This window comes from Ferrimonas marina (genome assembly GCF_900129905.1).
GTDB classification, from domain to species: Bacteria; Pseudomonadota; Gammaproteobacteria; order Enterobacterales; family Shewanellaceae; genus Ferrimonas; species Ferrimonas marina.
Map to the genome: position 1 here is coordinate 1 of NZ_FQXG01000015.1, position 22,800 is coordinate 22,800.

Sequence of the window (22,800 nt, forward strand, 5' to 3'; positions counted from 1 at the left end):
GTTTTTTGCTTGGTGGCAATAGCATCGTGGTCCCACCTGATCCCATGCCGAACTCAGAAGTGAAACGCGATCGCGCCGATGGTAGTGTGGGAGTTCCCATGTGAGAGTAGGTCACTGCCAAGCACCTATTTTGTTATTCGCCTAAGCGGGTAGCAGCACAGAATAGTGCGGAGTGGTAGTTCAGTTGGTTAGAATACCGGCCTGTCACGCCGGGGGTCGCGGGTTCGAGTCCCGTCCACTCCGCCATTATTTGCATAAAGCCTGAGTCGAAAGACTCAGGCTTTTTTGCGTTTAGAGCGTTACGTGTTGAAGTGGACGGTTCAGTGCTCCGTAAGCGCTGGGCACCAACAACCCATCCCTGGTGCATCCCTCCGCTCGGCGTCCTGCCTCGCGCTCAAGCGCTGCTTTGCTGCGCAACGGTCACTTTCGCCCACTCCGCCATCTATAAACGACAAAACCCAGCCTAGCGGCTGGGTTTTGTCGTTTATAGATAAGGAAATGGTAGAGACGCCGCTATGGGGCGCCACGTCCACAGGTTCGTTCAGCGAACAGTGCTAACAACACCTCCATGTGACATCCCCCAGGCTGCCATCCCTGGCAGCCGCTTCGGGCCTGCGTCGCTACGCAACGGTGCCCTCCGCCCACTCCGCCATTTACACCAAACCCTTGAGTTAACGCCCAAGGGTTTTGTCGTTTATAGATAAGGAAATGGTAGAGACGCCGCTACGGCGCGCCACGTCCATAGGTTCGTTCAGCCAACCGTGCTAACAATACCTCCATGTGGCGGTGCCCTGTCGGCGTCCTGCCTCCAACGTAGCTAACTACGAAGCTGCGCTTCGGTTTCGCTTCGCCCCTGGTGCATCCCTCCCTTCGGCGTCCTGCCTTTGCGTTCGAGCGCTAGGTTACTTAACTGTCTTTCTCACCCATACACTCTCTACCATTGGGGGAAGCGGTGTCTGGATCTCGCCAGTCACAAACCAGTGTGTTGAAGTGAATTCACTTAAGATTGCAGTTGCGGTAGGGTCTCCAGGCTGTGAGAGTACTCACTAACCTGTTCGCCGCTGGCGCTGGTTCACTCGCCAACAAGGGTATGATCCCTTACTATGCGCCCTTTGGTTAGCCAACTTAGGACATCCCGAATGAGCTCGATCCCCCAGCGGGACGCGGAACTGCGTGACGAACATACCTTCTCTGTAGCGGCCAAGGCGGATTGGCTGGTGACGGTGGAGACGCTGGATCAACTGCGCGCGGTCTACCGTAACGCCGAATGGCGCGATCTCCCAAAGCTGGTACTGGGGGGCGGCAGTAATGTTCTGTTCACCGAGCCCTTCCAGGGGGTGGTGATCCGCAATCGAATAGCGGGGCGCACCGTGACCGAAGGTCCTGAGGCCTACCATCTTCACCTGGGCTCGGGAGAAGATTGGGATGAGGTGGTTCGCTGGACTCTGGAGCAGGGCATCAAGGGGTTGGAAAACCTGGCGCTGATCCCCGGTACCGTAGGGGCTGCCCCGATCCAGAACATCGGCGCCTACGGCATCGACCTGGCTGACCATTGCCTTTACGTGGATTACCTCGATGTCGAGACACTGGAGGTGGTCCGCCTGGATGCCGAGCAGTGCCAGTTTGGCTATCGGGACTCCATCTTTAAGCGCGCACTCTTGGGCAAGGCGGTGATTGTTGCCGTCGGCCTGGTGTTGCCCAAGCAGTGGCAACCGGAGCTGAGTTATGGACCGCTTCGGGATCTGGGCGAGGAGACACTACCCACCGCCGAGCAGGTGTACCACGCGGTGGTGGCTATTCGTCAGAGTAAGCTGCCGGACCCTGCGCGCTTGGGCAATGCGGGCAGCTTTTTCAAGAACCCCGTCATCCCGGCCGAGCGCTTTGCTCAGTTGCAGCAGTCTCATCCGGACCTACCCGGCTATCCGGACAAGCCCGGCTGGACCAAGGTCCCTGCCGGTTGGTTGATCGACCGTTGTCAGCTAAAGGGCACGCGCCAGGGTGGGGCAGGGGTGCATGAACAACAGGCACTGGTACTGGTCAATCACGGCGGGGCGACCGCTGATGACGTGGTGACTCTGGCCCATAAGGTGGTGGATACCGTGGAGTCTCAGTATGGGATCCGACTGGAGCCCGAGGTTCGCATCCTCGACGGCCAAGGAGGCTTCGTCTGGTAATGGCACTCTCTGCGCTGCGGCAATCACTGGTAACCCAGCTGGCCGATGGTCAATTCCATTCTGGCACGGCGCTGGCCGAGCAGGTGGGTGTCAGTCGTGCTGCCATCAACAACCACATCACCGCATTGACTGATCTGGGGCTGGTGATCCACCGGGTCAAAGGCAAAGGCTATCGCATTCCCAATGGACTGAGCCTGCTTGACCCGGCACGCCTGGTGCAGGGACGTGAAACCCCCATTCACCTGTTTTGGCAGATCGATTCCACCAACGCCTTTTTGATGGGGCGGCGTGGACAATGCGTTAAGGGGGAGGCCTGCCTGGCCGAGATGCAAAGTGCCGGTCGCGGCCGACGGGGACGGGTTTGGTTCTCCCCGCTGGCCAGTCATCTCTATCTCTCCTACTACTGGCGTCTGGAGCAGGGAATGATGGCGGCCTCCGGGCTGAGCCTGATGGTCGGCGTGGTGGTAGCCGAAGCGATCGCTTCCCTGGGACTGGGTCAGGTCGAGCTGAAATGGCCTAACGATCTCTACCTTGATGGTCGCAAGTTGGGGGGGATCCTGGTGGAGATGAGTGGTCAGATGGGCGAACCCTGTGAGCTGGTGATCGGCTGCGGTCTCAATGTGGTGATGCCGGAAGGCACCGAGCTGGACCAGCCCTGGGCTGACCTGCAAAGCCAGCAGGCGGACCGTATCGATCGGAATGCCCTGGCCCAGGCCGTCCTGGGCCACCTGGACAGCGCTTTGCCCCGGTTCGAGCAGGAGGGATTGGCCCCCTTCGTCGAGGCGTGGAAGCAGCGGGATTGTTTCGCCGGTAAGCCGGTGCAGCTGAGCATGGGCGAGCGGGTGATCACCGGTGTGGCCCGGGGCATCGATACCCAGGGCAACCTGTTGCTGGCACTGGAGAATGGTGAGCTGAAGGCGTTCGCCGGTGGTGAGGTTAGCCTGAGACTACGCTAGCCCCGCAGCCGGATCTGCTCAATTTGGTGTTGTTCAGCCTTACTCAGGATCAGATCGGCCCGTTCACGGGTGGGCTCGACATTCTGCATCAGATTGGGCCCGTTGATCTCATCCCAGATCTTGGCCGCGGTTTTGGCCGCTTCCGAGTGGGTCAACTTGGCGTAGTGGTGGAAGTAGGAGTTGGGATCCTTAAAGGCGCCGTCACGGAAGCTGAGGAAACGGTCCACGTACCACTGCTTGAGCAAAGTATGGGGCGCATCCACGTAGATGGAGAAATCCACGAAGTCGGAGACGAAGGGCCGATGGGGCTCCTCGGGGTAATCGACACTGGATTGCAGCACGTTGAGCCCTTCCAGGATCAGGATGTCCGGCTGATGGATACGCTGCACCGCATTGGGGATGCGATCGTAGGTCAGGTGTGAGTAGAGCGGCGCTTCCGCCCCCTTGCCAGACTTCACGTCACGGACAAACTCCAGCAGCCGGCGGATATCATAGCTCTCCGGGAAGCCCTTGCGGCCCATCAGGCCACGGCGTTGCAGCTCGTCCAGCGGATGAAGAAAACCATCGGTGGTGATCAGCTCAACCTGGGGATGCTCAGGCCAGCGCTGCAGCAGCGCTTGAAGGATACGGGCGGTGGTGCTTTTGCCCACCGCTACTGAGCCCGCCACACTAATAATGTAGGGGCCCAGGGACGGTTTGCGCCCGAGGAACTGCTCCAATACGTCGCCACGACGCTGCTTGGCGTAGACATAGAGGTTGAGCAGCCGAGACAGCGGCAGGTAGATCGCCTCCACCTCCTCCAAAGAGATGCTCTCATTGATACCACGCAGCCGCTCGAGCTCAGGCTCGGTCAGCGGCAGTGGCACAGCCGCACGCAGCTCCGCCCATTGGGCGCGGCTGAAGCTCTGGTAGGCATGATCCCGTTCAATGGCACTCAAAGGTCTTGATTCTCCAAGGTTGCGAGCGGGACTATACAATTCACATGGCAAAAGGTACAGCAACTTAACCCGCCAGGGCAGGGGGCTGAACCGGCCGCTGAGGGCATAACCAGCACGGCTTTGTGGTTGGTCAAAAGCTGCTCGATCGTGGCCTTGGAAACGAATTTTTTACCCGGACCTATTGCGCTGAATCGGCGCTTTTTCTATCATGCGCTCCGCATCTGCAAAGATGCTGTGCCGCTATAGCTCAGTTGGTAGAGCAACTGACTTGTAATCAGTAGGTCCCGAGTTCGACTCTTGGTGGCGGCACCACAATTTGGAGGGGTTCCCGAGTGGCCAAAGGGATCAGACTGTAAATCTGACGGCTCCGCCTTCGTAGGTTCGAATCCTACCCCCTCCACCATCTTTTCCGTGGCGTGCGCTGTGGAAACAAAGCGGGCATCGTATAATGGCTATTACCCTAGCCTTCCAAGCTAGAGATGCGGGTTCGATTCCCGCTGCCCGCTCCAATATCCAGTGCTGATATAGCTCAGTTGGTAGAGCGCACCCTTGGTAAGGGTGAGGTCCCCAGTTCAAATCTGGGTATCAGCACCACTCTCCCCCCCGCGCCACGTCGCAAATATCCTTGTTATACTCAATTTCGAGTTTCCCCAAGCGTAAGTGGATTTTCCGCTGAGTTTTGATCGAGGCTAATCATGTCCAAAGAAAAATTTGAACGTACAAAACCGCACGTTAACGTTGGTACCATCGGCCACGTTGACCACGGTAAGACCACTCTGACCGCTGCGATCACCAACGTGCTGGCTAAGCACATGGGCGGCGAAGCGAAGGCGTTCGATCAGATCGATAACGCTCCGGAAGAGCGCGAGCGTGGTATCACCATCGCCGCTTCTCACGTTGAGTACGACACCGAAACTCGTCACTACGCTCACGTTGACTGCCCTGGTCACGCTGACTACGTCAAGAACATGATCACCGGTGCTGCCCAGATGGACGGCGCTATCCTGGTTTGTGCTGCGACTGACGGCCCGATGCCGCAGACCCGTGAGCACATCCTGCTGTCTCGTCAGGTTGGCGTACCGTACATCATCGTGTTCCTGAACAAGTGTGACATGGTTGACGACGAAGAGCTGCTGGAACTGGTAGAGATGGAAGTTCGTGAGCTGCTGTCCGAGTACGACTTCCCGGGCGACGACACTCCGGTAATCCAGGGTTCTGCTCTGAAGGCGCTGGAAGGCGACGCCGAGTGGGAGAAGAAGATCATCGAACTGGCTGAAGCTCTGGATACCTACATCCCGGAGCCGGAGCGTGCCATCGACGGTGCCTTCATCCTGCCGATCGAAGACGTATTCTCCATCCAGGGTCGTGGTACCGTTGTTACCGGTCGTGTAGAGCGCGGTATCATCAAGGTTGGTGACGAAGTAGAAATCATCGGCATCAAAGAAACCCAGAAGACCACCTGTACTGGCGTTGAAATGTTCCGCAAGCTGCTGGACGAAGGCCGTGCTGGTGAGAACTGTGGTGTTCTGCTGCGTGGTACCAAGCGTGAAGAAGTTGAGCGTGGTCAGGTTCTGGCTCAGCCGGGTTCCATCACCCCGCACACCAAGTTCACCTCCGAGGTATACGTACTGTCCAAAGAAGAAGGTGGTCGTCACACCCCGTTCTTCAAAGGCTACCGTCCTCAGTTCTACTTCCGTACCACCGACATCACTGGCACCATCGAGCTGCCGGAAGGTGTTGAAATGGTAATGCCGGGTGACAACATCCAGATGGAAGTTACCCTGATCGCTCCGATCGCGATGGAAGAAGGCCTGCGTTTCGCTATCCGTGAGGGTGGCCGTACCGTAGGTGCTGGTGTTGTAGCTACCATCGTTGAGTAATCAACGATAAGCACACACTGCTTCTAAAAAAGGGCGCCGAAAGGCGCCCTTTTTGTGTTTAGTCAGCAGGCTAGCACCCCTTTGCTATACTTCGTTTGCCCAGAGTCTGGCGCCAGGAAGGCACCTCCGATCCCCGAGTGCGTAGCAAGGAGCGACGGTTTGCGCTTATCGATCGTGATCCCCCACCATAATGACGAGCCGCGGCTGCGGCGCCTGTTGAAGTCTATTCCACTGGAACAGGACGGCATCGAGGTGATCGTGGTGGATGACCATAGCACCCGGGACTACGACCCCGCAGCGCTGACGCAATCCTTTCCCCAGGTACGCTTCCTCAGCAACGATCGTGGCAAGCCCGGTGCCGGTGCCGCGCGCAATACCGGGTTGGAACAGGCCAGTGGCGACTGGCTGCTGTTTGCCGACTCCGACGACTATTTTCTCCCCGGTGCCTTTGAGCTGTTGGCCGAGTATCGAGACCATCCGGCCGAGGTGGTGTTCTTCTCCCCCTGCTCACAAGATGAAAGCGACGGCCAGTTTGAGCACCTGCGTGACCGTACCCAGAACTACCGGCGTATCGTCCATAACTTTTGCCAGTCCGGGGAGGAGTTGGCAATCCGGCTGCGCTTCTTCGTACCCTGGAGCAAACTGATCCGCCACAGCCTGATCCAGCGTCATCAGATCCGTTTCGATGAGGTGATTGCCGGCAACGACCTGCTGTTTTCCCTCCAGGTGGGTCTGTACGCCAAACAGATCAGCGCCACCGAGCGCAGCCTCTATTGCGTCACTCGCAATGGCGGCTCTCTCACTACCCAAACCGACTGGCCGCGGCTGGAGAGCCGGCTGGGTGCCACTATCCGTTATAACGACCTGCTGCGTCAGCATGGCCTGGCCGAGCAGCAGCACAGCCTGTTGGGCTTCGTGGTGCGCGCCCGTAAGCTGGGGTGGCGTAAGGGCTTGCAGGCGGTACAGATCATCGCCCGCAGCGACAACCGCTTCCTGGTAAAAAGCCCCTGGGCTTACCTCTCTCAGATCCCCCATTACCTGGCCCGGATCCGCTACCTGTCGCGGATGTGACGGCACCAATGAGTGAATCCACTAGCCTTTACCGCTCCCTGCTCTCGGCCATCCGGGTCAGTGTGTTGGCCCGTTACTCCACCTACCTGGTCAACCTTATCCTACTGATGGTGTATGCCCGGCTGTTTACCCCTGAGGAGTTCGGGGTGGTGGCGATCATCAACGTCTTCGTGATGTTTTTCATGGTGTTTGGCGAGGCGGGGCTGAGTGCCGGCATCGTCAATCGAGCCGAGATTACTGCCGAGGAGCGGGATGGGATCTTCAGTTTCTCGGCGTTGCTGGGCCTAGCCATCGCGGTGCTGTTTGTCGGCTTCCTGTTTCTGCTTAACTGGCTCTATGAGCGCAGTGACTACCAGATCCTGGGGCTGTTTGCCGCCGCCGGGATCTTCTTTAACGTGCTCAGTGCGGTGCCACTGGCGGCCTACCTGCGTGAGAAACGGTTTGACTGGGTTGCGCTGCACACCATCGCCGGCGAGCTGGTAGCCCTGGTGGCGGTGTTGACCATCTGGTACCAGGGTGAACGGTTGCTGGCCATTGCTGCCCGTCCCTTCTTTCTGGCGGCCGTGATGTTTTCGCTGCACTGGTGGCGCAGTGCCCGCTTGCCCCTGGGGCGGCCAGCCTTTGGTGATCAACTGGGAGCCATACGGGCGATCTCCCAATTCTCCGGCTTCCTGCTGGCCTTTAATCTGGTCAACTACTTCTCCCGCAATGCCGACAACATCCTGGTGGGTAAAGTGCTGGGCGCTGGCGCCCTGGGGGTCTATGAGAAATCCTACGCCTTGATGAAGTACCCGTTGGTGCTGTTAAGCTTTGCCATCAACCCGGCCATCCAGCCCACCATCAATCGCTACCAGGACCAGCCGGAGAAGGTGTGCGAGGTTCACCTGATGCTGATCCGCAAGCTGGGCTTTCTCGCCTCGATGATCGCCTTTGTCATCTACACCCAGGCGGAGCTGATCGTTTCCTTGATGCTGGGAGGGCAATGGCACGAGGTGGTTCCCCTGCTGCAGATCCTCGCCTTCTCCATCCCGGTGCAGACCATCACTGCCTGCAATGGCGGCTTCTGGCAGGGGATGGGGGATACCAAGAATATGTTTTATAACGGCATGGTGGGGGCGGCGCTGATCCTGCTGACGGTGGTGAGCTGCCTGCTGCTCTGGCCGAGCCTGCAGGGCCTGTGCATGGCGTTGGTGGTGGTCTTTCACGGGATCTTTGCCTATGCCGTCAGTCGGCTGTTTCGGATCCTCTATGGTTCGGGCTTCCTACCGGTGCTGAGGCAGATGGTGGGCTCCATGGTCCCCTTTGCCCTGGCCTTGCTGCTGTTTGAATCCTTCCCACAACTGGGCCTGGTCTGGCCGCCATTGCTGCTGATGCTGCTGGCGATGCTGGTGTTCCTGCCCTTTGTCCGCCCTCAGTTGTTGCGCTCAGCCTAAACCAGTAATCGGTGCCATCGTGCCAGGATCCGCTCCTGATCGGTGTCGTCCGCCAGTGCCAGTGCCGCCTCGGAGTAGCGCTGATAGGTGGCATCGTCGGCGGTGATCGCCAAGATGGCATCGGCGAAGGCACGATGATCGTAGGGTGGGATAACGTGACCGTTTTGCCCCTCCCGGACGATCCAGTGCAGCGCTTCAAAGGTGTCGTAGGCGACGATGGGCAAGCCCTGGCTGCGGGCCTCGATCAGGGTATTGCCAAACCCCTCGAAGTGGCTGGTCATCAGGAACACCCCATGGGCCCGCAGAGCCGGTGCCACGTCCTGGGATTCACCGCAGTAGCGGACGTTGTCGCGAAGATCGATCTGGCGCTGAAGCCGGGCCAGCTCCTCCTTGCTGCCGCCACCGTAGATACTGAGGCGGTAAGGTGCGCCCAGGGTATCCATTACCTGGAACAGCCCAGACAGGTTCTTGTGCTGCTCGTGGATGCGGCCGATGTAGATAAGCTCGGTGCTGCGGTTCAATGTGCTGTTGGCGCGATCCAGCCGGCAGGCCCTGGGGATCACCTCGATGGGGAAGGGGGCGTCCGGTACCAGCTGCTGCAGGGTGGCCTTATCGGCATCGGTGTACACCGTCATGATGTCGATGTACTGCTTGCGCGCCTGAAAGGCCCAGCGCTGAATGCCACCGAGGAAATAGTCGAATCGATTGGTTTGCACCAGTACCACCCGGGTCCGCTTAAGGATCTTGCGGGGCAGGCAGATAAGGTAGAAGGGATTGAACAGCACCAGGGTATCGCCGTCAGACACGGTACGCTGGATCTGTTGGTAGCCGGTGGCGGCGGCCATCAGCAGGTGGAGCTTGCGTTGGCCGATGTAGGGGGTATTGCCCCAGCGTACTGAGGTGCTGCCCACCAGCTCCGGCAGCAGGTTGCCGTTATCCGGATAATCGTAGACATACAGCTCCTGGCAGGGCACCCCTTTGGCCAGCAAGAAACGTTGCAATCCGCGAATGGTGGTTTGCACCCCGCCGCTGCTGGTGGACTTGCTGTAACTGATAAAGTGGATGGTCATGATTTCACCGCCAGGTAGGGGATGGGGCGTACCGTCTGCGCCGTGGGCGCCGGTGCCGGGCTGCGCTGGTTATCCAGCAGGTAGCAGGCGTGGATCATGGCAAACACCAGCCAGATATAGTTGCCGCCGAGAAAGAGTCCGTCGTTGTGGAAGGTCGAGTGGGCCAGGTAGGGCACCAGGCCAATCAGCAGGTACTTGCTGTAGTGGGCCTTGAGCTTGAGGAAGTACCAGGTGAGGGTCACGATGGCACCGATGCCGTAGACAAAGAGCAGACGAATGGGGTTGTTGTGCAGGTCCCGTCCCGCCACCGCCCGGGCATTCTCCATCTGGTAGAGCATGTGCCAGTATTCCGCCTGCAGCTCGGTAGTATCTGCCAACCAACCGTGGCCTATGGGCATATCGAGAAACAGCAGCAGGCCGACCATGGCCAGGGGCTTACGGGCAGCAAAGGAGCTGTCTTCTATGCTCAGCACCCGCACATCCAGCACCTCATAAAGGATGGGCTGGATCACGGGCACCATCATCAGTATTGCCAGCCCCAGCAGCACGATGGGGATCTTCTGGCGGCTGGTGAAAAACAGGTGGGCAGGCCAAAGCAGCAGCAAGCCGTAGAGGCTGGAGCGGGTGCCGGTCATGAAGACCGCCACCAGCAGCCAGGCGAGGATGGCAAACGCCAGCAGGTTGTTACGGGGAAAGAGATCGGCGAACCGAGTCGGCAGCATCCGCGACAGGTAGAACATCATAAAGCAGAGACACGCCTGGTAACCCAGGTGGATATTGGAATAGGACAGTCCGCGGGGGCGGAAGCGGTCGATATAGACTCCACCACCGGAGGTGTTTTCCGAGACAAAGATGTCGGAGCGCTCCATCCCCTGCAGCACGGCCAATTTGTTGGCCAGGTCCCAGGCGGGCTGCAGGTTGAGTCCCTGTAGCACCGCGACGGTGGCGGATACCAGGATCGCCGCCAGAAACAGTTGGGAAAGGAAGCGCACCCCTAACAGCTGGCACAACATCAGGCCGGTGATCAGCACTACTCCGGGCTGGATGATAAAGCGAAACATCTGGTAGCCGGGGCCGGCCAGTTCAAACTCGAAGATCAGCGACGCCACCAGGCCAAACAGGCCCATGGCGGCGAGGGCGCGCAGATGAAAATTGTCGAGCAGGGTAGGCCAGTGCACTCGAAACAGGGTGGCGAAAGCGGAGAACAGTGACAGTAACACCAAGGTACGCACCGGCAGCCCGACACTGAGCTTGACCAGGTAGATCGACAGCGCGACAAACAGGCCGGCGCCCAAGGCAAAGAATGGGCGGGCAAATTGCAGATTGTTATCCATCTTTAATCCTGTCCCTGGAAGTCCCTAATTCGCTGATTGTTCTAATACAAACTAAAACTAGTCGAGGTCTGTTCGGCGCGCCAATGCCAAGGCGGAGGCAATTCAGGATTCAACCCGGATGTGCGGTTCATTGACTATGCTTTTCAATTAGAAAGGAACAAATGGCTGTCACTTATTCAGGGAGAAGCAGGATGCAGGACGCTGGGAAAAGCGTGATCGTCGCCTTTATGCTGGGCGAGTCCGCGACGCGACTGACCCAAAGTGGGTTTCTAAATATTGATGCCACCTTGGCCGCCGCCTATCTGGAGAAGGGGCTGTTCGACACCGTCTATTGGTTGACCTACGACGCCAACGACGCCGAGGTGTTGGCGCAGCTCAAGGCGGAGGGCAAGATCGCCCAGGGGATTGAGCTACTCACCCCGCCCAGTTGGGCCAACCGCGGCCTGGGTAAGCTGTGGTACTCGGTGGCTGCGCCCTGGATCCACCGCCAACAGTTTCGGGCCGCGGAAGCCTGTATCTGCCAGCAGACCAGCGGCAGCTGGACCGGTTTCATTGGCAAGCTGCTGTTCGGTACCCGCTTTGTCTACCGTTACGGCCACTCACTCTGGCGTCGTCATTGGGATCGCAAGCAGTGGCTGCGCCTGGCGTTCTCCTGGCCGCTGGATCGGATCCTGACCCGCTTCTCTGATCACACCCTGGTTTGCACCCACCTGGATTACCACAACAACCGCCATATCCGCACTGTCACCCTCTGCCCTAACTTTATCGACACCCGCTCCATCAATGATCTCCCCCCCTGGGCCGAGCGACAGGAGCGGGCGGTCTACGTTGGCCGGCTGATGTCATTCAAGAATGTGTTCAATATGGTGGAGGCCTGCGCCCGGGTGGGGTGGCCGCTGGAGGTGTTTGGTGACGGTCCGCTGCGGCAAGAGATGATGGCCCATGCTGAGAAGGTCGGGGCGGAGGTGATCTTCCACGGCATCCAACCCAACGAGGTGATCCGTGAGCACCTGCCCAGCTTCAAGTACCACCTGCTGGTCAGCAACTTTGAAGGCATGCCCAAGGCGCTGCTGGAGGGGATGGCAGCCGGCTCACTCTGCCTGGTCACCCCGATCTTCGGCTGTACCGAGATCATTGATGATGGCATCAATGGCCTGGTGGCTGGCGGTGAGGATGTCGACAGCCTGGTGGCGCTGTTTGAAAAAGCCAAAACGGCGGATGGCCAGCGACTGGGGGAGCAGGCCGTCGCCAAGATCCACTCCCATTACTCGCTGGAGCGGGTGGTGGAGTTGCATCAGCAGGCCCTGTTTGACCAGCCGCCGATCGTGTCGGCACAGACCTGAGGGGGCAAGGATGCGAACAGCCGTTGCCCTGGTCGGCGGGCGAGGATTTCACTCCGCCTACGGAGGGGTGGAGAATGCCGTCCATCAGCTCAGCCGCGAGATGGCCCGTCAGGGCACCCAGCCCATCTGGGTCGCAGGTCATGGTGAGGGGCGTGGTTTTCAACGCAGCCAGTCTCATGGGGTGCACCTGTTGTCGGCCCCCAAATGGGTGACCGCGCTGGGCCACAGCGCCACCACCTTGGTGGTGCTGCTCTACCTGCTTATCTGGGTGCGGCCCCAGGTGGTGTTCCTGTTTGCTTCGGGACCGTCGTTGCTCAGCCCGCTGGTGCGTCTGTTTGGCGCGCGAGCCGTGGCCTGCCTGCGCGCCATCGATAGCCAACGGGATGGCTGGCGCGGTCTGAACAAGTGGATTCTGCAGGCGGGTGAGTACGCCGCCACGCACTGGGCTCACTGTTGCACCGTAAATAGCCTGGCGATGCAGCGCCATTTCCAGGCCAAAGGGATTGAGACGGTGTTCATTGCCAATGGCATTACCACCCCGGAGCGATTCGAGCCGGGCTACCTGGAGAGTTTGGCGCTGACCGCCGATCACTATCTGCTCTATGCCGCCCGGCTGGATCCGGTCAAGCGGCTGGATCTGTTACTCCAGGCTCACTCGGCCATGGCCGCGCCGCCTTTGCTGGTGGTGGCGGGTGGCAACTGCAAATCCCCGGCCTATGAGGCGCGATTGCGCCAGTTAGCCCATGACAAGGTGCTGTTCCTTGGCCATGTAGACCAGGCCAAGATGGCCACCTTGATGCAAGGGTGTGGGATCTTTGTCTTGCCCTCGGTGCTGGAGGGGATGTCCAACAGTCTGCTCAGTGCCATGGGGCAGGGGCGATGTGTGCTGTGCGCTGATGTACCCGAGAATGCCGACGTGGTGGAAGGGGTACCTGAGGCGCTGTTTCCTGCCGACAACCGGTCGGTGTTGACCGAGCGACTCGAGCAGCTGTGGCAAGACCCGCTTGCCCGCGCCGAGGTTGGCGAGGCATTGAAGCGGCGCAGTCGCCAGTTCGATTGGGCCGAATCGGCAAGCCGGTTCCTGATCCTGGCCCAGCGTGGTGGAGAAGCGCGATTGGGATCCCTCTCTTCCGGCTGACGGCAGTAACCCATGACGCTTTGGCACAGGTTCCTCCAGGGAGTAGGCTGGGTGGTCGGCGGCAAGCAGGTCCAGCAGATCGTCGGGCTGCTGGTCACCATGACCCTGGCCAACTGGCTGGGGCCCGAGGCCTTTGGCCTGATGAGCATGGTGATGGTCTTTGCTGGGCTCGCCCGCATCCTGGCCGACTCCGGCATCGCCGCCGCCATTATCCAGCGTCAGGATCTCACCCCCCTCCATTGCCATAGCCTGTTCTGGCTTAGCCTGCTGATTGCCTCCGTCGTGGGCATCGCCTTTTATCTTGCCGCAGAGCCCATTGCTGCGTTCTACCGCCGCACCGAGTTGATCCCCGTGGTCCAGGTAATGGCCTGGCTGTTTCCTTTAGCCGCGCTCTGTGCGGTTCCTCAGGCCCTGATGCGGCGGCAGATGCGCTTCAAGGCACTCACATTGGTGGAGACGGTAGCCCACGCCGGAGCCGGTGCGACCGCCTTGCTGCTGGCCTGGCTCGGTTTTGGGCTTTGGAGCCTGGTCAGCCAGCCGCTGGCATTCCACGGTATCCGTTCAGGCCTGATCTGTCTGGTGTCTGGCTGGCGGCCGCAGTTGAGGTTCTCCCTGGCCTCGGTACGGCAGGTGTTCCAATTCTCCGCCAGGATGGTGGGCGTACAGTACCTGCAATACGGCATCTACAACCTGGACCAGCTGCTGGTGGGTCAGTTCCTTGGAGCAACGGCACTGGGCTTCTATAACCTGGCTCAGAAGCTGATGCTGGTGCCTATCCGCAGCGTCTGCCTGGAGATCGCCAAGGTGCTCTTCCCCGCGCTTTCCAAGCTCCAGGGCGAGCCTGCAGCACTGCGCCAGCACTACCTGAGATCGATGAAGGCCACGGCATTCCTGGTGTTGCCAATGCTGCTGGGGATCTGGGTGGTGGCGGATCCCCTGGTAACCCTGTTCTTCGGTGATGCCTGGCTGGCGGCGATCCCCATCCTCAAGGTGCTTTGCTGGGTGGGGATCTGTCAGCAGTTGATCACCGTCTCCAGCGTGGTCTTTCGGGCGCTGGACCGGCTGGATCTTGAGCTGTGGTTGAATCTCGGCCGGTTGGTGGTGATGGCGTTGCTGTTGCTACCGGCGGTGGAGTATGGCCTGGAGCCGTTCTCCTGGGTTCGTCTGTCCCTGGCTCTGGCGTTCGCATTGCTGCAGCAGTGGGTGGTGTTGCGCATGCTGGCGCTCTCCCCCGCTCGCTGGTTGCAGTCGACTGTCGCCCCGGTGCTCTGTGTCAGTAGCATGGTGGCGCTGCTGCTGTGGATCCAGCCCAACCTGCTCACTCAACCGATTCGCTGGCAGCTCGCTTTGCTGATAGGCAGCGGTGTGGTGGTCTACCTGTTGTGCGTCGGCGGCTATTGGCGCTGGTGTCGTCTGCACCGAATCAACTGGCTTTGACTGGTCATACCAGGTGGAAGATGCTGATAATAATAACCTTAAAAAAAGGATGGCCTTCACAGCCCTGGCGGCTTAGACAATTCAACTACGCTTAATTCACTTCATTGGGGCTGTACCCCTTCGGTACAGCTAGGACGTATGCCCTTTGCGGTTGTTAATGGCGAAGTCTTGTCTTTGTCGGACAGGGAGTAAATCTATGTTCCGGTTCCTCAATAGGGACATCCTAGTCGGTGTCTGCTGCCTCCTTTTCAGTGCAATTTCCGTTGCCGAATTACGCGTAAGCTCCAACGCGGACCGAAGTAACTCCACTGCACTGTCTCAAGCCACACTCTCAGATCGTGTTTACATCTACTACGATGCGCCGGTCGCGGCTAGCCAGGTACGTTTCTACCTGGATCAGTCCGACAGCGGCACGATTTTCCAGACCGAGAACAAGGCGCCCTATGACTTTGCGGGTACCGCCAGTAACGGCGATGGCTTTGCCTTTGCCACTGAGACCCTGTCGGACGGCCAGCACTTCATCACCGTCTCGGTGACGCCCACGACGGGCGCGGTGTTTACTGAGCAAGCCAGCTTCACCGTGGATAACAGCGATGGTGGCAGTGGTGGCGGCGGTGGTGGTGGCGGAACACCCAGCAGTTACACCCTGCAGTTCAGTGACAACCCCGGTCGAACCGGGGCCTCGGCACTGGCAGGGCAGACCCTGGAGGGCGATGGCTACGTCTTTATCGCTCCCGAGACCGACGTTAACGAGGTTCGCTTCTACGTCAACAGCGACGAGAACGGCACGGCCCAGCAGATTGAGCGCTCCGCCCCCTATGATCTGGGTGGCACTGAGAGCAACGACGATGCCCGGCCCTTCAATTTCGACACCCTGGGTCAGGGTAACCATTTCGTTACCGCCGAGATCTTTACTGGAACCGGCATCGAGGTGATCTCAGCGTCCTTCAGCGTTGGTGCCGGCTCGCCGCTACTGCAGGCAACCACCACTGACGTGAACTGGAGCGTGGAGGAGGGCGGTCCTGCCCAATCGAGCCAGTTGACCATCAGCTCCAGCACCGGCGCCGCCTACACCCTGCAAGAAAACCATAACGATGCCTGGTTGTCTGTGGCCATCAGCGGCAGCACGCCTTCCACCGTAACACTCACCGGCAACCCTTCGGGCCTGTCGCCCGGCAGCTATGAAGACACGGTGACCTTCAGCGCCACCGGGCACGGCAGTGTGTCGGTCTCGGTACAGATGCTGATCCTGCCTGCCTCCGGTGGTGGTGGCAGCGGTGACTATCAGATGCTGATCAGCGGCAACGCCAACCGAAGTGGCGCAACGGCCCTTGCCGGTCAAGGCGTCAGTGGCGATATCTACGTCTTCATCTCGCCGGAAACGGACATCAGCGAGGTACGCTGGTACCTGGATGATCCGCAACTGACCAGCCCGGTGCAGACCGAACGCAAGGCACCTTACGACTTTGCCGGCACCGAAGCTGACGATACTGCGAAGTCATTCAACTCCGACGGCCTGTCGGCGGGCACCCATTCCGTCACGGCACTGGTGGTGACCTCGGATGGCACCAAGACGGTCACCGGCAGCTTTGTTACCGGCAGCGGTCTGCCCCAGTTGCAAAGCACGGTTGGGACCTTCAACTGGTCCGCCGATGTCAGCGACCCGGCGGTGACCGGTACCACGGTGATCTCCACCTCAGATGGCAGCACTGCCAGCCTGTCAGAATCCCATGGTGCCAGCTGGCTGGATGTGTCACTGGATAGCAACTCCACGCCGAGCACGGTCACTTTCATGGCGGACCCATCGGGCCTGAGTGAAGGCAGCTACCAGGATACCGTGGTGTTCTCCGCCGTGGGTTACGGCTCGGTCAGCGTCAACGTCAACCTGCAAGTCAGCGACAACGATGGCAACGCCGGTGGCGGCGGTGGCGATTGCTTCCCGGTCAGCTGCGAGCTGATCAAGGTCTCTATCCCCTTCAGTGTGGAGTTTGACCAGGAACAGGGTGGACTGGAGGACGGCGCTGGTACCGGCACCGGGATGACCTACCTGCAGCCCTCCACCAAGGGCGGCTACAAGCCCAACCTGCTGGACGTGAACACCAGCACCGAGCGCCTGGTGATCACCACCACCAGCGGTTTGCAGTACACCTCTACCAACAGCCTGGATAACGCCATCGGTGTCGGCTACGCCGGGCCCAACTACATCGCCCGAATCTCCACCGTACTGGTCGATCCGCCCACCGGCACCGGCAGCTATGAGCAAGCCGGCCTGTGGTTTGGTTACGACGAGGACAACTACGTCAAGCTGGTGTTCCTGTCCGGGCCCAGCGGCGGTCGGGTACAGTTTGGCTTTGAGGACGGTGGCAGCTTCACCACCCAGTTCAACTCCACCGTGGGTGATCTCAACGGCAGCACCATCAAGCTTATTCTGGTGGCTAATCCTGAGAATAAGACCCTGACCGGTCGCTACTCCGTTAACGGTGGCGCGGAGCTGCAGATGGGTGTCATTAATCTGCCTTCGGAGTTCTTCAGCTTCGACGCCGCGGGGATTGACCCTATCATTGGTACCCGCACCTTCACCGGTCTGATGGCCAGTAACCGCAATGGCTCCGCCCTCAACTATCAGTTCGAGAACTTCCTCATTGAAGAGGTGGATGAGGGGGGTGGCGGTCCGCTGCCGGGCAGTGGCGATTGGCAGTTCGTGAAATCCGGCAGCCACAACGTTTCCTTCCCCACCTCCATGGTCTGGGGCCCCAATGGCAAGCTCTACGTGGCGACACTGCAGGGTGAGGTCCGAGAACTGACCTACGATGACGACTTTAACGTCATCCAGGACAACGCCATTGACTCGCTCCAGGATAGCTTGGGCAATCGCTTGACCCTGGGCATCGAGGTGTACCATGACAACCCCAGCGATCCCGATGATTTCTCCCTGTGGCTCAACCACTCCAGTGCGTCGGCTAATAACGGTGATATCAACTCGGGCATGGTAACCCGGCTCTCCGGCAACAACTTCCAGGACGTCGAGCACGTTATCGAGGGGCTGCCGCGGGCCAAGGCCAATCACGGTCCCAACAGCCTCCACTTTGGCCCCGACGGCAAACTCTACATCGCCATTGGCGGGATCACCGGGGCGGGTGCTGCGGTTGACCCCAACATCGCGCCCTCGGAGTTTGGCGATCGGGCTGAGCAGTACCTGTCAGCCTCCATCCTGGTGGCAGACGTGTTCGAGGATGGCTTCGATGGCACCTGTGCCAACAACAGCGACATCTTTGGCCTGCCGCCCTGTGATGTGGATAACTGGGTAACGGGTCTGCGTAACACCTACGACTTCGTGTTCCATAGCAACGGCGAAGCCTACGCCACGGATAACGGTCTGGGTGTGACTGGCGCCTTCCCGCCCAAGCCCACTCCGGATTGCTCTGGCTTCGGTGACCCGGATCCCTATGACGAGGGCGGTGACAACCCGGGGGCCCAGCCGGACCTGCTGCTGCGCCTGCTCGAGGGCAAGTATTACGGCCACCCCAACCCGTCACGTGACGAGTGTGTGTTCAAGGACGGCAGTTTCCAGGGCGTCAGTGCGCTGTCCAACTATGAAGAGGAGATCTTCGACCTGGGTGACAATCGGTCCGCGAACGGCATCATCGAGTACCGCTCGTCCCGCGCCTGCGGCGCCCTGACCGGCAACCTGATGTACACCAACTACTCCAAGGACGATGGCGTTGTCCGCGTGGTCCTCAACGAGAGTGGCACCGCAGTGGAAAGCTCGGAGAAGATCTTTGCTGACCTAGACGATCCGCTGGTGCTGAGCGAGCGGGACGGCAACCTCTACATCGGCGAGTTTGGTAATGGCAAGGTCAGTGTGCTGGAGCTTATTGCTTCTGGTTGCTGGCTGGCGGCCGAGGATGCACCTGCCGCTCTGTTGGACCCTGGCAGCACCATCATGGATGGTCAGCTCTACCTTGTAGGCGGTAAGACCAGCGCAGGGCATACCAACAACCACTATGCTTATGACATTGATACAGATACATGGCAGACATTAAACGATAAGCCAGGGCCGGCAGTGGAAAATCCTGCAGTGGCCGCATTCGACGGCATGCTCTATGTTTTTGGTGGGTCTACCGCACCCTTCAGTGGCGCCGTGAGCAACAGCTACCGCTACAACCCGGGCAATGACAGCTGGGAGACGTTGACCAGCATGCCCACGGCGTTGGGTGGTATCCGTGCTGAGGTCATTGGCGACAAGATCTATATCGCCGGTGGTATGAACGGCAGTGGTGCGTCGGTCAACTCGCTCCTCATCTATGATCCGGATGGGGACAGCTGGCAGACCGGGCCCTCCATGAGCCAAGTACGGGATAACCCGGGCACGGCAGTCATCGATGGCAAGCTCTATGTCATGGGTGGTCGTGAGCGCCAGTCCAATGGCACTACCGTGGACGGCACTCTGAACAGCATGGAGATCTACACGCCGGGTAGTGGCTGGAGCAGTGGTGCCAGCATGAACGTCGGTCGCCGTACCTTCGCGGTTGGCACGGTAGATGGAAACATTCAGGTGGTAGGTGGCGAGGTAGACAACAGCTCCTCTTCCGGTGTGTTCGAGGAAGTTGAGGTTTACGACACCGGTAGCAACAGCTGGTCTGTGATCGGGGTGGCATCCAACCCGACCCACGGCAGCGGCTTTGGTACCTACCAGGGGCAGTTGGTTATTACGGTGGGGGGCGAAGAGTCCGGCTCCTCCTTCACCAATAACACGCACCTTATCTCATTCGAATAAGTAGTAGCAGGGGTGGCCCCACCGGGATTGGGGCCACATAAGGTTGGAGGCGACACAGGGTTAGGTGGCGCCTCCTTTCTCTCATCTCAGGGACGTTGAGCATGGGTACAGTGGACTGGAGTGACGGCAGTCAACCAAATGCAATTTGGCTGCGCATCACAGATTTTATTGTCATTATCCTCGGCTTGGGGCTGGTCAATCTGACCCCGCTACCTCAGGGACTGGCCCCCAATGCACTGGCAGTGTGGGCCATTGTGGCGGGGCTGCTCATGCTGTACTGCTCAGAGGTGTTCTCACTATACCGCTCGTGGCGCCTTATCCCCTTCGCCGACGTGGCCGTGGCCACCATCCTTACCTGGGGCCTGGTCTCAGTCGGTCTGCTGTTTTGTCTCTATTTCCTCAAGTTGGATGCCAATTTTGGCCGAACCGCCTTCGTTGCCTGGGTCTCCCTGGTGGCGGTGATGTTAGTGGCCTGGCGCTGGCTGTACCGCCGTTACCTGCAGGCCCAGTCTGCGTCCGGTCAGCACCTTAAGAAGGCGTTGGTGATTGGTGCAACCCCAATGGCCTCTCTGTTGGTGAATGAGATCAAGAGCAAGCCGGGATTGGGTATCCAGGTGCTGGGGATCTGTGATGACCGCGAGCCAGACCGGGTCCACGCCGATCTGCAGGATCAGCTCATAGGTAACATCGAGTACGCCCTCACCCGGGCGGCACAGGGGGGAGTCGATAAGCTCTTTGTGGCCCTGCCTATGAAGGCAGAGGCGCGCATAGCCCAGATCCTGGAGCGCTGTACCGACTCCATCAGTGAGATCCACCTGGTACCCAACTTCTTTATCTACAACCTGTTTAATGCCGCCTGGCACAACGTCGGTAAGCTCAAGACCCTCAGCGTCTATGAGTCACCCATTCGCGGGCCATGGGGGGCACTGAAGCGGGCGGAAGACCTCACCATTGCCACTGTGGCGTTGTTGGTCTTCGCCATTCCCATGCTGTTAATTGCCCTGGCCATCCGTTTGGAATCCAAGGGGCCAGCCATCTTTAAACAGAGCAGATATGGAATAGATGGAAAGAAAATAGAGGTTTGGAAGTTCCGTTCCATGACGACTTCCGATAATGGAACTACTATAAAACAAGCCACTAGAGATGATTGTCGGATTACAAGGCTCGGAAAGGTGCTTCGAAGAACCTCCCTTGACGAGTTGCCGCAGTTCATAAATGTGTTGCAAGGATCGATGTCGGTGGTTGGGCCCAGGCCCCACGCCGTCGCACATAATGAACAATACCGGGCGCTGATCCAGGGCTACATGCTAAGGCATAAAGTCAAACCGGGGATAACCGGTTGGGCCCAGGTCAACGGCTGGCGCGGCGAGACAGATACTCTGGATAAAATGGCCAAAAGGGTGGAATTCGATCTCCATTACATCACCCACTGGTCTGTGCTGTTTGATATCCAAATCGTGGCAATGACACTCACAAAGGGGTTTTCGCATGAAAACGCCTATTGATAATCAGGGAGTCGATTGTGCAGCGTTTTTTAGGGGCAATAGCACTGGCCATGGCCAGTATGGGGGCGTGGGCGGAATTTGAGCCAGCCCAAATGGAACTGACCGAAGGACTGTATTTCCGGCCAACCCTGCTCGTGGATCTTGGCCACGACGACAACCTTCTCAACCGAGGTGGGGACTCAGTGAGCTCCACCTTCCTGCGGGTCGAGCCCGATCTCTGGTTTGCCGTGGGGGGGCGCATAAGCCACATCAAAGCCCACTACCGGCTGGGTTCCGGTACCTACTTCGATTCCTCCGACGATAACTACACCGACCACGTCGCTGAGCTCATGGGTCACCACGAGTTCACCGCCCAGCATCGGATTGACGCGGAATACCGCTTCAAAAAGGGTCATGAAGCCCGGGGTACCGGTGTGGCGGAATTCGAGGAGCTCAACGCGCCGCTGGAGTACACCCGAAACCGGCTGGAAGGGAAGTACGAGTTCGGTGCAGACTCTGCCCGGATGCAGCTGGGAGTGATGGCCGGTTACCTTGACCACACCTATGACAACTTCCGAGACCTGACCGAAGCCCGCGATTATGAAGACCTCTATTACGGTGGCGACATCAAGTGGCGGGTAGGCAACCGCAGTGCCCTGGTCGTGGAGGCCAAATACACCGATCGCGACTATCCCAATCCTGAGCCGGATCGGGCGTTGCGGGACAGCACCACCTTACGGGCGCTGGCAGGTGTGACCTGGGATGTCACCGACAAAACCCAGGGCCGTGCCAAGTTCGGTATCGAAGACAAAGACTTTGATGATTCTTCCCGGGAAGATTTCTCCGGCTTTTCTTGGGATATCGGTCTGACCTGGAACCCGAGAACCTACTCCACCATCGAGTTCGAGAGCTCCCGGGCCGCCACCGACCCCTTCTCTGACGGTGACTACGTCAACGAATCGATCTACGACGCCACCTGGACCCACTACTGGCGCAGCCGTTTTGCCACGGTGCTGGGCTACCGCTTTGAGAACGACGATTACACCGGCGATGACCGGGAAGATGACATCGATCGACTCTACCTGGGGGTGGTGTACGAATTTCGTCGTTGGCTGAAGTTTGAGCCTTACTACCAGTTCATCGACCACAGCTCGACCCGACCGGATCTTGCCATTAACTATGACAAGACACTGTACGGGCTCAGCGTGACTGTCTCCCTGTAAGAGGTTGCCATGAAATTACGATTCTTAGTGTTGTTGTTGATTGGGCTGCTTGGGGCACCGACGGTGTGGGCACAAACCGCAGGCTACCGCCTCGGGGCAGGGGACCAGATCCGCATCCAGGTATTTGGTGAGGACGACCTGACCATCAAGAGTATTCGCCTCAGTGAGTCTGGCAACATCTCCTACCCCTACTTGGGCACAGTACGGATTGCCGGCCTGACCACCAGTGAGGTGGAGAGCCTGCTCTATAAGGGCTTGAAAGGCGATTACCTTATCAATCCCTCGGTCTCCGTCAGCATCGTCGAGTACCGCCCCTTCTTTATTAACGGTCAGGTACGCGAGCCTGGAGGCTATCCCTTTCAGCCGGGGTTGACGGTTCGACAGGCCATCGCCATTGCTGGCGGCCTGACCGAGCGTGCCTCTCGCAGTGGCATGACCTTAACCCGCACCGGGCCAGATCAGGAACGCACCATCCGGGTCGAGATGGCCACACAGGTTCAGCCCGGCGACTCAATTTTCATTGAAGACTCGTTCTTCTAAAT

General features: G+C 59.2%; 15 protein-coding genes, 5 tRNA genes and 1 rRNA gene. 18 read left to right on the forward strand and 3 right to left on the reverse strand.

Features of this window, described 5'->3' with window-relative positions:
* The first annotated feature begins 8 nt into the window (after positions 1-8).
* The 4 genes from rrf (at position 9) to birA (ending at position 3,130) form a co-directional block, all read left to right on the forward strand.
* Positions 9-123: ribosomal RNA gene (rrf, locus tag BUC04_RS22810) — 5S ribosomal RNA — on the forward strand.
* A gap of 46 nt (positions 124-169) precedes the next feature.
* Positions 170-246 (forward strand) — tRNA-Asp (locus BUC04_RS22815).
* A gap of 893 nt (positions 247-1,139) precedes the next feature.
* On the forward strand, positions 1,140-2,174 hold the full coding sequence (murB, locus tag BUC04_RS22820) for a UDP-N-acetylmuramate dehydrogenase (protein WP_067666199.1): 1,035 nt from the start codon (positions 1,140-1,142) through the stop codon (positions 2,172-2,174).
* Positions 2,174-3,130: a bifunctional biotin--[acetyl-CoA-carboxylase] ligase/biotin operon repressor BirA gene (gene birA, locus BUC04_RS22825; RefSeq protein WP_067666202.1), complete on the forward strand. Its 957-nt coding sequence runs from the start codon at positions 2,174-2,176 to the stop codon at positions 3,128-3,130. Before murB ends, birA begins: the two co-directional genes overlap by 1 nt.
* Here birA and coaA read toward each other — a convergent pair.
* Entirely contained in the window at positions 3,127-4,068 is a 942-nt protein-coding gene (coaA, locus tag BUC04_RS22830) for a type I pantothenate kinase (RefSeq protein WP_082766826.1), read from the reverse strand. The genes birA and coaA overlap by 4 nt on opposite strands.
* A gap of 236 nt (positions 4,069-4,304) precedes the next feature.
* Between coaA and BUC04_RS22835 the strand changes: the two genes are divergently transcribed.
* The 7 genes from BUC04_RS22835 to BUC04_RS22865 all read left to right on the forward strand — a co-directional run bounded on the left by BUC04_RS22835 (position 4,305) and on the right by BUC04_RS22865 (position 8,452).
* Positions 4,305-4,380, forward strand: a tRNA-Thr gene (locus BUC04_RS22835).
* 6 nt (positions 4,381-4,386) lie between these two features.
* Positions 4,387-4,471 (forward strand) — tRNA-Tyr (locus tag BUC04_RS22840).
* A 31-nt stretch (positions 4,472-4,502) separates the two neighbouring features.
* A tRNA-Gly gene (locus BUC04_RS22845) sits at positions 4,503-4,577 on the forward strand.
* Positions 4,578-4,586: 9 nt separating this feature from the next.
* Positions 4,587-4,662: transfer RNA gene (locus tag BUC04_RS22850), tRNA-Thr, on the forward strand.
* A gap of 101 nt (positions 4,663-4,763) precedes the next feature.
* Positions 4,764-5,948 (forward strand): elongation factor Tu, encoded by a 1,185-nt coding sequence (gene tuf, locus BUC04_RS22855; protein ID WP_073326183.1) that lies wholly within the window; start codon positions 4,764-4,766, stop codon positions 5,946-5,948.
* A gap of 159 nt (positions 5,949-6,107) precedes the next feature.
* Complete coding sequence (locus tag BUC04_RS22860; protein ID WP_067665829.1) at positions 6,108-7,019, forward strand: glycosyltransferase family 2 protein; 912 nt, start codon at positions 6,108-6,110, stop codon at positions 7,017-7,019.
* Between the two features lie 8 nt (positions 7,020-7,027).
* Complete coding sequence (locus BUC04_RS22865; RefSeq protein ID WP_067665826.1) at positions 7,028-8,452, forward strand: oligosaccharide flippase family protein; 1,425 nt, start codon at positions 7,028-7,030, stop codon at positions 8,450-8,452.
* Here the strand turns inward: BUC04_RS22865 and BUC04_RS22870 are convergent.
* Together BUC04_RS22870 and BUC04_RS22875 are read right to left on the reverse strand one after the other, a co-directional pair.
* Positions 8,449-9,522: a glycosyltransferase gene (locus tag BUC04_RS22870; protein ID WP_067665823.1), complete on the reverse strand. Its 1,074-nt coding sequence runs from the start codon at positions 9,520-9,522 to the stop codon at positions 8,449-8,451. The genes BUC04_RS22865 and BUC04_RS22870 overlap by 4 nt on opposite strands.
* Positions 9,519-10,856 carry an O-antigen ligase family protein gene (locus BUC04_RS22875; RefSeq protein ID WP_067665818.1) on the reverse strand — a complete coding sequence of 446 codons (1,338 nt, stop codon included), beginning with the start codon at positions 10,854-10,856 and terminating at the stop codon, positions 9,519-9,521. The genes BUC04_RS22870 and BUC04_RS22875 overlap by 4 nt, the downstream gene beginning before the upstream one ends.
* A 191-nt stretch (positions 10,857-11,047) precedes the next feature.
* Between BUC04_RS22875 and BUC04_RS22880 the strand changes: the two genes are divergently transcribed.
* From BUC04_RS22880 to BUC04_RS22910, 7 genes are all read left to right on the forward strand, one after another.
* On the forward strand, positions 11,048-12,199 hold the full coding sequence (locus BUC04_RS22880; protein WP_067665817.1) for a glycosyltransferase family 4 protein: 1,152 nt from the start codon (positions 11,048-11,050) through the stop codon (positions 12,197-12,199).
* Between the two features lie 10 nt (positions 12,200-12,209).
* Positions 12,210-13,337, forward strand: coding sequence for a glycosyltransferase family 4 protein (locus BUC04_RS22885; protein WP_159437717.1), 1,128 nt, complete (start codon positions 12,210-12,212; stop codon positions 13,335-13,337).
* A gap of 12 nt (positions 13,338-13,349) precedes the next feature.
* Positions 13,350-14,774 carry a lipopolysaccharide biosynthesis protein gene (locus BUC04_RS22890; protein ID WP_073326185.1) on the forward strand — a complete coding sequence of 475 codons (1,425 nt, stop codon included), beginning with the start codon at positions 13,350-13,352 and terminating at the stop codon, positions 14,772-14,774.
* Between the two features lie 196 nt (positions 14,775-14,970).
* Complete coding sequence (locus tag BUC04_RS22895) at positions 14,971-19,551, forward strand: Kelch repeat-containing protein (protein ID WP_067665810.1); 4,581 nt, start codon at positions 14,971-14,973, stop codon at positions 19,549-19,551.
* Between the two features lie 101 nt (positions 19,552-19,652).
* Positions 19,653-21,056 (forward strand): undecaprenyl-phosphate glucose phosphotransferase, encoded by a 1,404-nt coding sequence (locus BUC04_RS22900; protein ID WP_067665807.1) that lies wholly within the window; start codon positions 19,653-19,655, stop codon positions 21,054-21,056.
* Between the two features lie 92 nt (positions 21,057-21,148).
* Complete coding sequence (locus BUC04_RS22905; RefSeq protein ID WP_067665804.1) at positions 21,149-22,258, forward strand: outer membrane beta-barrel protein; 1,110 nt, start codon at positions 21,149-21,151, stop codon at positions 22,256-22,258.
* Positions 22,259-22,267: 9 nt separating this feature from the next.
* Positions 22,268-22,798 (forward strand): polysaccharide biosynthesis/export family protein, encoded by a 531-nt coding sequence (locus BUC04_RS22910; RefSeq protein WP_082766815.1) that lies wholly within the window; start codon positions 22,268-22,270, stop codon positions 22,796-22,798.
* Positions 22,799-22,800: the final 2 nt, after the last annotated feature.